This is a genomic window from Variovorax sp. Varisp53 (assembly GCF_059491555.1).
In genome coordinates this window covers 1,993,122-2,006,946 of sequence record NZ_CP168512.1, presented here as the reverse complement: position 1 = coordinate 2,006,946, position 13,825 = coordinate 1,993,122, and the positions used below count along the sequence as shown (strand labels likewise).

Genomic DNA, 13,825 nt, shown 5'->3' with positions numbered 1-13,825 from the left:
GCGAAAACCGCGTCCGCGGATCAGTGGAACTGCTCTTCCTCGGTCGAACCCGACAGCGCCTTCACGCTGGACGAGCCGCCCTGGATCACGGTGGTTACGTCGTCGAAGTAACCCGCGCCCACTTCCTGCTGGTGCGACACGAAGGTGTAGCCCTTGTCGCGCGCAGCGAACTCGGGTTCCTGCACCATGTTGACGTAGTGCTTCATGCCTTCGCCGCGGGCATAGGCGTGGGCGAACTGGAAGGTGTTGAACCAGTTGACGTGGATGCCGGCCAGCGTGATGAACTGGTACTTGTAGCCCAGCTCCGACAGGTCTTCCTGGAACGAGGCGATCTGCTTGTCGTCGAGGTTCTTCTTCCAGTTGAAGGAAGGCGAGCAGTTGTACGACAGCAGCTTGCCGGGGCAGGCAGCGTGCACGGCCTGTGCGAATTCACGGGCGAAGCCGATGTCCGGCACGCCGGTTTCGCACCACACCAGGTCGGCGTAGGGCGCGTAGGCCACGCCGCGGCTGATGGCCTGCTCCAGGCCGTTCTTCACGCGGTAGAAGCCTTCCTGCGTGCGCTCGCCCGTCAGGAAGGGCTTGTCGTTGGCGTCGTGGTCGGAGGTGATCAGGTTGGCGGCTTCCGCGTCGGTGCGGGCCAGCACGATGGTGGACACGCCCATGACGTCGGCGGCAAAGCGTGCCGAGATCAGCTTCTCGCAGGCTTCCTGTGTCGGCACGAGCACCTTGCCGCCCATGTGGCCGCACTTCTTCACGGCGGCCAGTTGGTCTTCGAAATGCACGCCGGCCGCGCCCGAGGCAATCATGTTCTTCATGAGCTCGAAGGCGTTGAGCACGCCACCGAAACCGGCTTCCGCGTCGGCAACGATGGGCAGGAAATAGTCGATGAATTCCTTGTCGCCGGGGTTGATGCCGCGGCCCCACTGGATTTCGTCCGCGCGGCGGAAGGTGTTGTTGATGCGACGGACCATCGTCGGCACCGAGTCGTACGCATAGAGCGACTGGTCGGGGTACATCGTCTCCGACGTGTTGCCGTCGGCGGCGACCTGCCAGCCCGACAGGTACACGGCTTCCAGGCCGGCCTTGGCCTGCTGCATCGCCTGGCCGGCGGAGATTGCGCCGAACGCGTTCACGTAGCCCTTCTTGGCGCCGCCGTTGATCTTGTCCCAGAGCTTCTCGGCACCGCGCTTGGCCAGCGTGTGCTCGATGGGGAACGAACCGCGCAGGCGCACGACGTCTGCCGCGCTGTAGCCGCGCTTGACACCCTTCCAGCGGGGGTCGGTGGCCCATTCTTTTTCGAGGGCGGCGATCTGCTGTTCGCGGCTCAGTTGTTCTGTGAGGGTCTGGGGCATGGTCACTCCGTGAGGTTGATTGAAGTTTGGCGCTGGGGCCGTGGAGTTACTTTAATCGAATCACGGACTCTTATGTCTTATATAAGACATATTTTTCCTCAAACAAAATCAACAACTTATGGAGATATTTCTCAATACAAAATTATTTTTCTCATATTGAGAAAAAATATTGCGGCGCAGCAGCGGTGGATTTCGCCATGCGCAATCAGTCTTTCGGTTGTGAAAACCAGGCATCGCCGCGCGCCGCATGTGCGATCCAGTCGCCGCTTTCGATGACACGACGGCCTGCGATGCGCGCTGGATGGATCTCGTAGACCAGGCAGTCGAACCACTGCCCGCCAACCTCCACCCGCACCTGTCGTTTGATGTACTCGCCCGAGCCGTCGGCGGCCACCTCCTCGAGCACATCGAGCGCCGCCTCGACAGCGGGCTCGACGACGTAGACCTCACCCCTCACACGCCGCGTCCCACCCAGCACGACGCCCGGATAGTCGCCCAGGTCGTATAGCGTGCCGGCGATGCTCGCGCCGCCGATCCACACCGGCGCGGGCCGGTAGCGCGCGATGTCGTTGCGCCCGCCGCGGCGCAGCGTGCCGTAGACAAAAACGTGGGGCATCATCGAAATCGCTTTCTCCGCAACTACATGGCTTCAGTCTATTGAACTCCGCTACCCCTGCATCAGGCCGCCTCGTGGCCTACGGCTGCCTGGCCTTGAGCATGTCGCTCGTCGGCGGCTACGTCGCCCTTTCCAAACCTCTTGTTGCGGCCTTTCCGGTGCTGCTGCTCGCGTGGCTGCGCTTCGGCATCGCCGCGCTGGCCATGCCGCATTGGCTCAAGCGCGCGACCGACGAGCCACCGATGGCGGCGCGCACGCGCTGGCTGGTGTTCCTCGAGTCCTTCCTCGGCAACTTCATGTTCTCGATCTGCATGCTGTTCGGCGTGAGCCTGACGAGTGCGGTGTCCGCGGGCGTGATCATGGCGTCGATCCCCGCATGCGTGGCCGTCGCGAGCTGGCTCTTCCTGCGCGAACGCATCACCGTGCGCATCGGCCTGGCCATCGGCTGCGCCGCGCTCGGCATCGGCCTGCTCGCGCTGTCGCCAGCGCACGCGCAGGCATCGCCCGCCTCCACGCAATCGTCCATGCCCTGGCTCGGCAACCTGCTGGTGTTCTGCGCGGTGCTGTGCGAGACGGCGTATGCAGTGATCGGCAAGTCGCTCACGGGACGGTTGGGGCCCAAGCGCATCGCCTCGCTCATCAATCTCTGGGGCTTCGTGCTCTCGATGCCCTTCGGCATCTGGTTCGCGCTGCAGTTCGACTTCACCTCGGTGCGCTTCGGCACCTGGGCGCTGCTCGTGGCCTACGCGCTTGCCGCGAGCATCTGGACGGTGTGGCTCTGGATGACCGGACTTCGCCACGTACCAGCCGCACAGGCGGGTGTTTTCGCCGTGATGCTGCCCGTGAGCGCGGCCCTCGTGGGCGTGCTCGTACTGGGTGAAAGCCTCTCTTCACCACAGCTGGTTGCGTTCGTGATCGCGCTCGTGGGCGTGGTGCTTGCGACGTGGCCCGGTCGCCGAACGTGAAAAAGCGCGCTTCTCCCCTCTGAAAAAACAACAGCTCCCAATGAAAAAAGCGCTTTTTCCCTTGGAAACGCGTTTTTTCTCATTTAGCATCCGCATTGCCACTGGAGACGCAAGTTTTTCATTGGTGAACGTTCAACCAAAAAAGGAAATCAACCATGGCAACTGCAAAGAAGGCTCCGGCCAAGAAAGCTCCGGCAAAGAAGGCCGCTCCCGCGAAGAAGGCTGCGGCTCCTGCAAAGAAGGCCGCTCCGGCCAAGAAGGCAGCGGCACCCGCCAAGAAGGCTGCTCCTGCAAAGAAGGCTGCTCCGGCGAAGAAGGCTCCTGCAAAGAAGGCCGCTCCCGCCAAGAAGCGCACCCCCAACGCTGCGTTCATGAAGGCCCTGACCCCCAGCCCGGCTCTCGCCGCTGTGGTCGGTTCGACGCCTCTGCCGCGCACCGCTGTGGTGAGCAAGCTGTGGGACTACATCAAGAAGAACAACCTGCAAGACAAGGCCAACAAGCGCAACATCAACGCCGACGCCAAGCTGAAGGAAATCTTCGGCAAGCCGCAAGTGTCGATGTTCGAGCTGGCCGCGCTGATCGGCAAGCACGTCAAGTAAGCGCTCAGGGGCTCGCGCTCCTGAATCAAAAGGCCCGCTCTGCGGGCTTTTTTTTCGCCTGCAGCGCCGCGCTCAGCCCTGCGACTGCTGCTTCGCCGAGCGCGTGATCGACGCCAGCGTGCCGCGCGTGGTGATCACCTCGGGGTCGAGCGGGATCTCGATCAGCGTGCCGGAGTCGGCCGCCAGCGCGCGCAGCAGCGCGGCCTCGAACTGCGCCGTTTCCGTCACGCGCTCGGCCGCATAGCCGTAGGCACGCGCAAGGCCGCAGAAGTCGGGGTTGCGCAGCGCAGTGCCGCTGGTGCGTCCGGGGTATTCGCGCTCCTGGTGCATGCGGATGGTGCCGAACATGCCGTTGTTGAGCAGCACGACAATGCTCTTGCCGCCGTGCTGCGCAGCCGTCGCCAGTTCCTGTCCCGTCATCAGGAAATCGCCGTCGCCCGCGATCGTGAAAGCCACGCGGCCCGTCGCAAGATTGGCCGCAATGCCGGCCGGCACGCCGTAGCCCATCGCGCCGCTGGTCGGCGCCAGCTGCGTCTTGGCGCCTTTCGCGAGCCCGTGATAGCGGAAGTAGCGGTGCACCCAGCTCACGAAGTTGCCTGCGCCGTTGGTGATGGCCGCATCCGCCGGCAGGTGCTTGTGCAGCAGCGCGACGACCTCGGCCATGTCGACCAACCCACGCGGCGTTTCGGTGGGCATGCCGGCGAGCGCCTGCGGCACAAGGTTGGCTTCGTAGTCGGCATGGGCCTGCTGCGTCCACTCTTCCCACGGCAGTGTCGGCGGCGCGCTCAGCACCTCCAGGCTGCGCGCGGCGGCGCTCATGCCGGCGTTGATGGCCAAGTCGGCCTGGTAGACGCGGTTGAGCTCCTCTGCGCTCGCATGGATGTGCACCAGCGTCTGCCTCGCCTTCGGCGCTTCGAGCAGCGTATAGCCGCCGGTGGTCATCTCGCCCAGGCGCGGGCCGATGGCCAGGATCAGGTCGGCGTCCTTCACGCGCTGCGCGAGCTTCGGGTTGATGGCGATGCCGACATCGCCCGCGTACAGCGGATGGTGGTTGTCGAAGGTGTCCTGGAAGCGGAAGGCGTTCGTCACCGGCAGTCGCCAGTTCTCGGCGAAGCGCTGCAGCGCCTGGGCGGCCTGCGTCGTCCAGCCGCCGCCGCCCGCGATCACCAGCGGACGCCGCGACTTCAGCAGCAGCTCGCGCAAGGTGCGCAGCGCGCCCGGATCGCTCCACGGCTCGACGGCCTCGACACGCTTGAGCGGGCGTGCCGCCGTCTCGCTGCGCAGCATGTCCTCCGGCAGCACGAGCACCACCGGCCCCGGCCGTCCGTTCATCGCGGTGGCGAAGGCGCGTGCGATGTATTCGGGAATGCGGTTCGCATCGTCGATGCGCTCCACGCGCTTGGCAAAGCCCTTGGTGCTCGGCCCGAAGAAGCTGCCGTAGTCCACTTCCTGGAAGGCCTCGCGGTCGCGGAAGTCGCTGCCGACGTCGCCCACGAACAGAACCATCGGCGTCGAGTCCTGAAAGGCGTTGTGCACGCCGATCGATGCATTGGTTGCGCCCGGCCCGCGAGTGACGAAGCACACGCCCGGCCGCCCCGTGAGCTTGCCGTGCGCCTCGGCCATGAAGGCCGCGCCGCCCTCCTGCCGGTTGACGATGAAACGCGCGCGCTCACGGTATGCATGGAAGCCGTCGAGCACCGCCAGGAAGCTTTCGCCCGGCACGCCGAACGCGATCTCCATGCCTTGCTCGACCAGGCACTCGACGATCAGGTGGCCCGCGGGTTGTGATGTACTCATGAGAAGTAGAACCTCAGCTGCAAATGTCTTCGGCAATTATCTGCGCCCACTTCAGACGCCTTGCGTTAATTCACCAATTGGTTAAATTCGCGCCATGAAGGCCTCCAAGGAACCCACGCCCGACGCACCCGAAGCGTTCGAGCCCCGCTCGCGCGACGCAGACCGTTCGCAGCTCGCCATCCTCGCGTCTGCGCGCGACGAGTTTGCAGAGCGCGGCCTTGCCGGCGCGCGCATGGACAGCATCGCCGAGCGCGCAGGCCTGAACAAGCGCCTCATCTACTACTACTTCGGCAGCAAGGACGACCTGTTCCTCGCGGTGCTGGAGCGCGTCTACGCCGACATCCGCGCGGCCGAGCAGCGCCTGCACCTCGACGAGATCGAGCCGGTCGAGGCCATTCGCCAGCTGGTGTCGTTCACCTGGCACTACTACCTCGAGCACCCCGAGTTCATCACGCTGCTCAACAGCGAGAACCTGCACTGCGCGGCGCACCTGAAACGCTCCGAACGCATCCAGGAAATGAACTCGCCGCTGGTGCAGTTGCTCGACACGGTGCTCGAGCGCGGCCGCCGCGACAAGCTGTTCCGAGCCGGCGTGGACCCGGTGCAGCTGTACATCTCCATCGCATCGCTCTGCTACTTCTATCTCTCGAACAACCACACGCTGTCGGCCATCTTCGGGCGCGACCTGCGAGCGCCCAAGGCGATGGCGCAACGCCTCTCGCACATGACCGACCTCGTGCTGGGCTACGTCCTGCACTGAGCCTCAGCGCGCCTTCGCACACCCCGGGTATTCACTAGGCAGCGGCCGTTGACGCTGCGGCGCAGCCGTTTCTACAATTGATAATTCACTCAATGGTGAATTGATTGATTCGAGAAGACGGCCCGACCGCGCGGAGACATTCCATGAAGTTCCTTGCCTCGCTGACCTGCGTCCTTGCCCTGCTGCCGTGCGTGGCCTCCGCGCAGGGCGCCTATCCCAGCAAGCCGATCCGTGTGGTCGTGCCCTTCGCGGCCGGCAGCACCACCGACATCATTGCGCGTGCCATCGCCGACAAGATGAGTCTCAGCATGGGCCAGACGCTGGTCATCGACAACCGCGGCGGCGCGAGCGGCACCATTGGCCAGCAGGCGGTGGCCACGGCGGCGCCGGACGGCTACACGGTGATGATCCATTCCTCGTCGCACACGGTGAGCCCCTCGACTTTCGCCAAGCTGCCCTTCGACACGCTGCACGACTTCGCAGGCGTCACGCCCATCTCGTCGCTGCCCAACGCGCTGGTCATCTCGCCCACGAAGAACATCAAGACGCTGCCACAGCTGCTTGCCGCCGCGCGCGCCAAGCCCGGCAGCATGAACTTCGCATCGGCCGGCCAAGGCAGCGCCACGCACCTGAACGCCGAGAAATTCAAGATGGCCGCGAAGATAGACGCCACCAACATCCCCTTCAAGGGATCGGGCGAGGCCGTCACCGAGGTGCTCTCGGGTCGCGTCGACTATTACTTCTCGCCCATTGCACCGGTCATCGGCCAGATCAAGGAAGGCCAGCTGCTGGCGCTGGCCGTCGGATCGCCCAAGCGCGCCGCCGCCCTGCCCGACGTGCCCACGACCACCGAGGCCGGCGTGCCCGGCTCGGAATTCAACTTCTGGATCGGAATGATGGCGCCCGCCAGGACCCCGCGCGACATCGTCGATCGGCTGAACGCCGAAGTGGCGAAGGCGCTGGCCACGCCCGAGGTGAAGGAGCGCTTCGCCAAGCTCGGCGCCGATGCCTGGACGCTCAAGCCCGAGCAGTTCGACGCCTACATCAAGGAAGAGATCGCGAGCAACGCGCAGCTCGTGAAGGCCGCCGGCCTGTCGGTCCAGCAGTAATCAGGCACGCAAGAAAGCCTCGGCCCTAGCCATGTTCCGCAAGCTCCTGCTCTCCCCGGCCCTGCGTCCTTTCATCCTGATCCTGTTGCTGCTGGTGCTGTGGGACCTGGCGATCCGCCTCTTCAGGATTCCGGCCTACCTGATCCCGCCGCCATGGGAGGTCGTGAAGCAGCTCGTCGCCGAATGGCCGCGCCTGCTCGGCGAGAGCTGGAAGACCACGCTCGCCACGCTGGGCGGCTTCGGCCTGACGATCCTGATCGGCATTCCGATCGCGATGGTCATCGCCTACTCTCGCGTGGTCGAGTCGTACGTGTACCCGCTGCTGGTGTTCTCGCAGAGCATTCCCAAGGTGGCGATCGCGCCGCTGTTCGTGGTGTGGTTCGGCTTCGGCATCTTCCCGAAGGTGATCAGCGCGTTCCTGCTGGGCTTCTTCCCTGTGGTGGTGTCCACGGTGATGGGCTTCAAGTCGGTCGAGCCCGACATGCTCGACCTGGCCCGATCGATGGGCGCGAGCCGCCTGCAGACCTTCTTCAAGATCAGCCTGCCGCAAGCCATGCCCGCGATCTTCAGCGGCCTGAAGGTGTCGGTCACGCTGGCCGTCGTGGGTGCGGTGGTCGGCGAGTTCGTCGGCTCCAACTCGGGCATCGGCTACGTGCTGCAGGTGGCCAACGGCAACTTCGACCTGCCGCTGATGTTCGCTGCGCTGGTCGTGTTGTCGAGCATCGGCGTGATTCTTTTCGTCGCGGTCGACCTGATCGAGCGCGTGATGATTCCGTGGCACGCCTCGCAGCGCCACGCCCAGTGAGTTCCTTCGCCTAGCCAACAACTCCCGGAGACAAGACCATGAAGAAGCTGCTTCCCTCGCTGCTCGCCGCCGCAGCGCTCGTCACCTTCGCCATCGCTCCTGCCCACGCGCAGACCGACAAGCCCAAGGACAAGGTCACGCTGATGCTCAACTGGTACCTCTACAGCGAGCACGCGCCCTTCTTCCTCGGCAGGGAAAAGGGCTTCTATGCCGACGAAGGGATCGACCTCGAGATCCAGGAAGGCCGCGGCTCCGCCGTTACCGCGCAGGCGGTGGCCGCCAAGTCGGCCACCTTCGGCTATATCGACGTCACGACCATGATCAAGGCCGCCGCCAAGGGCGCGCCGCTGAAGTCGACCGGCGTGCTGTTCCAGGTGAGCCCGATGTCGGTCATGGGCTTCACCGAGAAGAACATCAGGGCGCCGAAGGACATCGTCGGCAAAACGGTGGCCGTCACGCCCGGCGATTCGATGTCTCAGATGTGGCCGCTGTTCCTCAAGGTCAACAACATCTCGCCGGATCAGGTGAAGATCGTCTCGGGGGACGCCCAGACCAAGCTCAATGCGGTGACCAACGGCCAGGCCGACCTGCTGCTGGGCTATGTGATGGACCAGGCGATCAAGCTGCAGGACGCCACCGGCAAGCCCGTGACGCCGATCCGCTTCGCCGACTCGGGCGTGAACCAGATCAGCTCCGGAATCATCGCCAACAAGAACCTGCTGACGGAGAACCCCGACCTCGTGAAGCGCTTCATGCGCGCCTCGACCAAGGCCACCGAAGCCGCCGAGAAGAGTCCCGAGGCCGCGGTCGATGCGATGCTCAAGGCCAACCCTAAAGCCGGCGTGCGCGACACGCTGATCGTCGGCATGAAGCAGAGCGTGGCGCTCTATCACACGAAGGAAACGGCCAACCAGCGCCCGTTCCGCGTGGCGATGAAGAACGTGAACGACTCGCTCGATCTGCTGGTGCAGTACGGCGGCATGGACCCATCGACGCGCGGCAAGCCTGAAGACTACGTGACCCTCGACTTCCTGCCCTGATTGGCTCGCCCCCAGGCTGCGCGCACTGCGTGTCGCTTCGCCAACCCCCTACCGGGGGCAACACCTGCGGCCCGGCAAAGCCGGTTCCGCGGTGTTTCCCGAAACCCATTTCCAGACCTGTTTTCCGACAGTCCGCAGTCGTCCTCCCTCACGCCCATGTCCAATGAAGTCCTGATCGAAGCGCGCGGCGTCTCGAAGACCTACCAAAGCAAGGACGGCCCGGTCGAGTCGCTCAGGCCTCTAGCCTTCGCCATCAAGGAAGGCGAGTTCGTCTCCGTCGTCGGCCCCTCGGGCTGCGGCAAGAGCACGCTGCTGAAGATGGTGGCGGGCCTGCTGCCCATCAGCGGCGGCGAGCTCACGTTGGGCGGCAAGCCGATCAAGGGGCCGCAGAAGGACGTGGGCATCGTGTTCCAGAGCGCGGTGCTGCTGCCCTGGCGCAGCGTGGAAGACAACATCCTGCTGCAAGCCGAGATGCGCCACCTGCCCAAGGCGGCATCACAAGCCCGCGCACGCGAGCTGATGGAGATGGCGGGCCTGAAGGGCTTCGAGGGCAAGTACCCCTGGCAGCTGTCGGGCGGCATGCAGCAGCGCGCCTCGATCTGCCGCGCACTGCTGCACGACCCGTCGGTGCTGCTGATGGACGAGCCTTTCGGCGCGCTCGACGCGATGACGCGCGAGAAGATGAACCTCGAGCTGCAGCGCATCTGGATGGCGTCGAAGAAGACGGTGATGCTGATCACCCACAGCATTCCCGAGGCGATCTTCCTGTCGGACCGCGTGATCGTGATGAGCGAGCGGCCAGGTTCGATTGCCGCTGTGTACGACATCGACCTGCCGCGCCCCCGCACGCTCGACATGATGGGCTCCGCCGAGTTCGGCGCGTACACGAAGCTGGTGCGCGCGCATTTCTTCTCGCAGGGCATCCTGGACCACTGAAGGCACCGGCCATGGATGCAATCCGCTTTCACGTCGAGGAGATCCGCTTTGCCGAGCGCGACGTGGCGCTGCGGCTGCCGTTCCGCTTCGGTGCGGCGACCGTCACGGCCTGCCCGCAGGTTTATGTGAAAGCCCGCATCCGCTTTTCGGACGGCCGCACGGCCGAGGGCTGCGCCGCCGAGATGATGGTGCCCAAGTGGTTCGACAAGAACCCGGCGCTCACCAATGAGCAGAACTTCGAGCAACTGCGCTTCGCGCTGCGCGATGCGCGCGAGGCCTATATCGCCGAGCCCGACGCGCAAACCGCGTGGACGCACTTCGCGTCCAACTACGCGACGCTGCAGTCACGCGCCAAGGCCAAGGGCCTGCAACCGCTGGTGGCGAGCTACGGCCCGGCGCTGGTCGATCGCGCCCTGCTCGACGCGCTGTGCCTGCACAGTGGCGTGAGCTTCGCAACGGCCATGAGCGGCAACCTCTGCGGCATCGACATCGCAGGCAGCGGCCTGGCCGATGACCTCGCGGGCTTCGACATGCCAGCCTTCCTGGCGAAGCAATCGCCGCGCACTCGCATCGCGGCGCGCCACACGGTGGGCCTGGCCGATGCCATCGACGACTACGATGCCCTGCCCGGCGCCCCCGCCGATGGCCTTCCGACGACTCTCGAAGCCGCCGTTCGCCGCTACGGCCTCACGCACTTCAAGCTCAAGCTGTGCGGCAACACCGCGCAGGACATCGCGCGCCTCGAACGCATCTCCCGCGTCATCGACGGGCACGCGCAGTTGGTGACGCTCGATGGCAACGAGCAGTACGCCGACGCCGATGCGTTCGCCACCTTCCTGGACCGCATGCTGTCCACGCCCGTGCTTTGGAAGCTCGCGCAGAAGACGGTCTTCGTCGAACAGCCGATCCGCCGTGACGCGGCGCTGCTGCGCGACGTGTCCGCGCTCGGCAAGCGCATTCCGTTGCTCATCGACGAATCGGACGCCACGCTCGATGCCTTCGTGCAGGCCCGCGCGCTCGGCTACACCGGTGTGTCGAGCAAGAGCTGCAAGGGCTTCTACAAGTCGGTCGTCAACGCGGCACGCTGCGCGCACTGGAACGCGGCCGGCGACACGGCACGCTACTTTCTCTCCGGCGAAGACCTCACCATGCAGGCCGGCGTCGGTGTGCAGCAAGACCTGGCACTGGTCGCATGGCTCGGGCTGTCGCACGTCGAGCGCAACGGCCACCACTATGTCAACGGCCTGGCCGCAGCGCCTGAGGCCGAACAGCAGGTCCTGCTGCGCGCCCACCCGGGTCTCTACGAACTGAGCGACGGCGCCGTGCGCCTCGCCATCCGCGAGGGCCAGCTCGACCTGTCCTCGCTTACCACCGCGTCCGGCTTTGCCACCGACAGACCCGGTGCCGGCATCTCTTGGGACGCCATGCGTTCCGTCTACTGAAGCAACGCTTCTCTCTGCCTATCTCGCATCTCAAGGAGCAAAACGATGGCCACCCAACGTCTAGGAATCATCATGCACGGCGTCACCGGGCGCATGGGCATGAACCAGCACCTGATCCGCTCCATCTGCGCCATCCGCGCCCAAGGCGGCGTCACGCTGTCGAACGGCGACAAGGTCATGCCCGACCCGATCCTCATCGGCCGCAACGCAGAGAAGATGGAAGCACTCGCCAAGGCCCACAACATCGCGCGCTGGGGCACCGACCTCGACAAGGCGCTGGAGAACAAAGACGACACCCTCTTCTTCGACGCCGGCACCACGCAGATGCGCCCGATGCTGCTGGCCAAGGCCATCCGCGCCGGCAAGCACGTGTACTGCGAGAAGCCGATCGCCACCAACCTCAACGAGGCCGTCGAGATCGCGCGCCTGGCCGAAGGCTCCGGCCTGAAGCACGGCGCCGTGCAGGACAAGCTCTTCCTGCCCGGCCTGCGCAAGCTCGATATGCTGCGTCGCGCCGGCTTCTTCGGCCGCATGCTCAGCGTGCGCCTGGAGTTCGGCTACTGGGTGTTCGAGGGCGACCTGCAGCCCATCCAGCGCCCGAGCTGGAACTACCGCAAGGAAGACGGCGGCGGGATGATCCTGGACATGATGTGCCACTGGCGCTACGTGCTGGACAACTTGTTCGGCGAAGTGAAGGCTGTGTCGTGCATCGGGGCGACGCACATCCCCAAGCGCTGGGACGAAGCCGGCAAGCCGTATGAAGCCACCGCCGACGATGCCGCCTATGCCACCTGCGAACTCACGGGCCACAACGGCGAGCCGGTGATCGCGCAGATCAACATGAGCTGGGCCACGCGCGTGCGCCGCGACGACCTCGTGACCTTCCATGTCGACGGCACCGATGGCTCCGCCGTCGCGGGCCTGTCGAGTTGCCGCGCGCAGAGCCGCGTCGCCACGCCGCGCCCGGTATGGAACCCCGACGAGAAGCAGACCATGAATTTCTTCGACCAGTGGCAGGAGATTCCGGACTCGCAGGTCTACGACAACGGCTTCAAGATCCAGTGGGAACACTTCATTCGCCACGTGGTCGAGAACGAGCCCTACAAGTGGACGCTGCCCGAAGGCGCCAAGGGCGTGCAACTGGTCGAGGCCGCGCTCGAGTCGTGGCAGGACCGCCGCTGGGTCGATGTGCCAGCGCTGAAAGTCTGAGGCAGCCATGGCGCTTTCGCTCACCCTCCCCACCGCCGACGGCACGCTCGCGCCCTACGCGCTGCGCGGCATCGCGCCGATCAAGCCCGATGCGGGCGTCAAGTTCAACCGCATCGCCTACTCGGCCGCACACGTCGTGGCCGACCCGCTCGCGGCCATCGACCCATGGCTGCAGTGCGCGGTCGACTGGGACACCACCATCGCCTACCGCCGCCACCTGTTCTCGCTGGGCCTGGGCGTGGCCGAGGCCATGGACACCGCGCAGCGCGGCATGGGCCTGGACTGGCCGACCTCGCTGGAGCTGATCCGACGCTCGCTCGATGCGGCGAAGGACGTGCCGGGCGCGCTGGTCGCCTCAGGCTGCGGCACCGACCACCTGAACATCGACGACGTGAAGAGCGTCGACGACGTCATCCGCGGCTACGAAGAGCAGATGGCCGCCATCGAGGCGCTCGGCGGCAAGCTGATCGTGATGGCCAGCCGCGCGCTGGCCCGTGTGGCGAAGAGCCCGGCCGACTACGAGCGCGTGTACGACCGCATCCTGAGCCAGGCGAAGCAGCCGGTGGTGCTGCACTGGCTGGGCGACATGTTCGACCCGGCGCTGGCCGGCTATTGGGGCACGAAGGATATCGATGCGGCGATGGACACCGCCGTGGGCATCATCGCGGCGCATCCGGACAAGGTCGACGGCATCAAGATCTCGCTGCTCGACAAGGACAAGGAAATCGCGATGCGCCGGCGCCTGCCTTCAGGCGTTCGGATGTATACGGGTGACGACTTCAACTACGCCGAGCTGATTGCGGGCGACGGCTTCGGCGATGAACCCACGCACGGCAAGAGCGATGCGCTACTCGGCATCTTCGACGCCATCGCGCCGGCCGCCAGTGCGGCGCTCGGGGCACTGGCCCAGGGCTACACCGAGAAGTTCCACGCCATCCTCGGCCCCACGGTGCCGCTGTCGCGCCACATCTTCGCGGCGCCCACGCGCTTCTACAAGACCGGCGTGGTGTTCATGGCCTGGCTCAACGGCCACCAGAAACACTTCACGATGGTGGGCGGCCAGCAGAGCACGCGCTCGCTGCAGCACTTTGCCGAGCTGTTCAGGCTGGCCGATACGGCCAATCTGCTGGAGCAGCCCGAGCTGGCCGTTCGGCGCATGAAGACGCTGCTGGCACTGCACGGTGTGGAAGGTTGA

13 protein-coding genes are annotated in these 13,825 nt (G+C 65.4%); 10 read left to right on the top strand and 3 right to left on the bottom strand.

Annotated features, from left to right (window positions below; all coding sequences use genetic code 11):
* Positions 1-20 precede the first annotated feature (20 nt).
* Both aceA and ACEOAB_RS09260 read right to left on the bottom strand, forming a co-directional pair.
* A complete protein-coding gene (aceA, locus tag ACEOAB_RS09265; protein ID WP_056596143.1) occupies positions 21-1,352 on the bottom strand; it encodes an isocitrate lyase in 1,332 nt (443 codons plus the stop codon).
* A gap of 205 nt (positions 1,353-1,557) precedes the next feature.
* Positions 1,558-1,971, bottom strand: a complete 414-nt coding sequence (locus ACEOAB_RS09260; protein ID WP_413748377.1) for a gamma-glutamylcyclotransferase family protein — start codon at positions 1,969-1,971, stop codon at positions 1,558-1,560.
* Between the two features lie 38 nt (positions 1,972-2,009).
* Here ACEOAB_RS09260 and ACEOAB_RS09255 point away from each other — a divergent pair, with 38 nt between their 5' ends.
* Positions 2,010-2,933 (top strand): DMT family transporter, encoded by a 924-nt coding sequence (locus ACEOAB_RS09255; protein ID WP_042673253.1) that lies wholly within the window; start codon positions 2,010-2,012, stop codon positions 2,931-2,933.
* A gap of 155 nt (positions 2,934-3,088) precedes the next feature.
* Positions 3,089-3,532, top strand: coding sequence for an SWIB/MDM2 domain-containing protein (locus tag ACEOAB_RS09250; RefSeq protein ID WP_007832487.1), 444 nt, complete (start codon positions 3,089-3,091; stop codon positions 3,530-3,532).
* 72 nt (positions 3,533-3,604) lie between these two features.
* Here the strand turns inward: ACEOAB_RS09250 and ACEOAB_RS09245 are convergent, their stop codons facing one another.
* Positions 3,605-5,329 carry a thiamine pyrophosphate-binding protein gene (locus tag ACEOAB_RS09245; RefSeq protein WP_413748376.1) on the bottom strand — a complete coding sequence of 575 codons (1,725 nt, stop codon included), beginning with the start codon at positions 5,327-5,329 and terminating at the stop codon, positions 3,605-3,607.
* A 94-nt stretch (positions 5,330-5,423) separates the two neighbouring features.
* Here ACEOAB_RS09245 and ACEOAB_RS09240 point away from each other — a divergent pair, with 94 nt between their 5' ends.
* The 8 genes from ACEOAB_RS09240 (at position 5,424) to ACEOAB_RS09205 (ending at position 13,825) form a co-directional block, all read left to right on the top strand.
* Positions 5,424-6,089 (top strand): TetR/AcrR family transcriptional regulator, encoded by a 666-nt coding sequence (locus tag ACEOAB_RS09240; RefSeq protein WP_413748375.1) that lies wholly within the window; start codon positions 5,424-5,426, stop codon positions 6,087-6,089.
* A 143-nt stretch (positions 6,090-6,232) separates the two neighbouring features.
* Complete coding sequence (locus ACEOAB_RS09235; protein WP_413748374.1) at positions 6,233-7,198, top strand: tripartite tricarboxylate transporter substrate binding protein; 966 nt, start codon at positions 6,233-6,235, stop codon at positions 7,196-7,198.
* A gap of 31 nt (positions 7,199-7,229) precedes the next feature.
* Entirely contained in the window at positions 7,230-8,003 is a 774-nt protein-coding gene (locus tag ACEOAB_RS09230) for an ABC transporter permease (RefSeq protein ID WP_042673261.1), read from the top strand.
* Positions 8,004-8,041: 38 nt separating this feature from the next.
* A complete protein-coding gene (locus ACEOAB_RS09225; RefSeq protein ID WP_413748373.1) occupies positions 8,042-9,043 on the top strand; it encodes an ABC transporter substrate-binding protein in 1,002 nt (333 codons plus the stop codon).
* A 156-nt stretch (positions 9,044-9,199) separates the two neighbouring features.
* Positions 9,200-9,979: an ABC transporter ATP-binding protein gene (locus ACEOAB_RS09220; RefSeq protein WP_413748372.1), complete on the top strand. Its 780-nt coding sequence runs from the start codon at positions 9,200-9,202 to the stop codon at positions 9,977-9,979.
* An 11-nt stretch (positions 9,980-9,990) separates the two neighbouring features.
* On the top strand, positions 9,991-11,421 hold the full coding sequence (locus ACEOAB_RS09215; protein WP_413748371.1) for an enolase C-terminal domain-like protein: 1,431 nt from the start codon (positions 9,991-9,993) through the stop codon (positions 11,419-11,421).
* 45 nt (positions 11,422-11,466) lie between these two features.
* Positions 11,467-12,630, top strand: a complete 1,164-nt coding sequence (locus ACEOAB_RS09210) for a Gfo/Idh/MocA family protein (protein ID WP_413748370.1) — start codon at positions 11,467-11,469, stop codon at positions 12,628-12,630.
* Between the two features lie 7 nt (positions 12,631-12,637).
* Entirely contained in the window at positions 12,638-13,825 is a 1,188-nt protein-coding gene (locus tag ACEOAB_RS09205) for a dihydrodipicolinate synthase family protein (RefSeq protein WP_056596171.1), read from the top strand.

Coding starts and splice junctions, on each gene's coding strand:
- aceA (WP_056596143.1), bottom strand. CDS start 1,352: ATGCCCCAGACCCTCACAGAACAACTGAGCCGCGAACAGCAGATCGCC.
- ACEOAB_RS09260 (WP_413748377.1), bottom strand. CDS start 1,971: ATGATGCCCCACGTTTTTGTCTACGGCACGCTGCGCCGCGGCGGGCGC.
- ACEOAB_RS09250 (WP_007832487.1), top strand. CDS start 3,089: ATGGCAACTGCAAAGAAGGCTCCGGCCAAGAAAGCTCCGGCAAAGAAG.
- ACEOAB_RS09245 (WP_413748376.1), bottom strand. CDS start 5,329: ATGAGTACATCACAACCCGCGGGCCACCTGATCGTCGAGTGCCTGGTC.
- ACEOAB_RS09240 (WP_413748375.1), top strand. CDS start 5,424: ATGAAGGCCTCCAAGGAACCCACGCCCGACGCACCCGAAGCGTTCGAG.
- ACEOAB_RS09235 (WP_413748374.1), top strand. CDS start 6,233: ATGAAGTTCCTTGCCTCGCTGACCTGCGTCCTTGCCCTGCTGCCGTGC.
- ACEOAB_RS09230 (WP_042673261.1), top strand. CDS start 7,230: ATGTTCCGCAAGCTCCTGCTCTCCCCGGCCCTGCGTCCTTTCATCCTG.
- ACEOAB_RS09225 (WP_413748373.1), top strand. CDS start 8,042: ATGAAGAAGCTGCTTCCCTCGCTGCTCGCCGCCGCAGCGCTCGTCACC.
- ACEOAB_RS09220 (WP_413748372.1), top strand. CDS start 9,200: ATGTCCAATGAAGTCCTGATCGAAGCGCGCGGCGTCTCGAAGACCTAC.
- ACEOAB_RS09215 (WP_413748371.1), top strand. CDS start 9,991: ATGGATGCAATCCGCTTTCACGTCGAGGAGATCCGCTTTGCCGAGCGC.
- ACEOAB_RS09210 (WP_413748370.1), top strand. CDS start 11,467: ATGGCCACCCAACGTCTAGGAATCATCATGCACGGCGTCACCGGGCGC.
- ACEOAB_RS09205 (WP_056596171.1), top strand. CDS start 12,638: ATGGCGCTTTCGCTCACCCTCCCCACCGCCGACGGCACGCTCGCGCCC.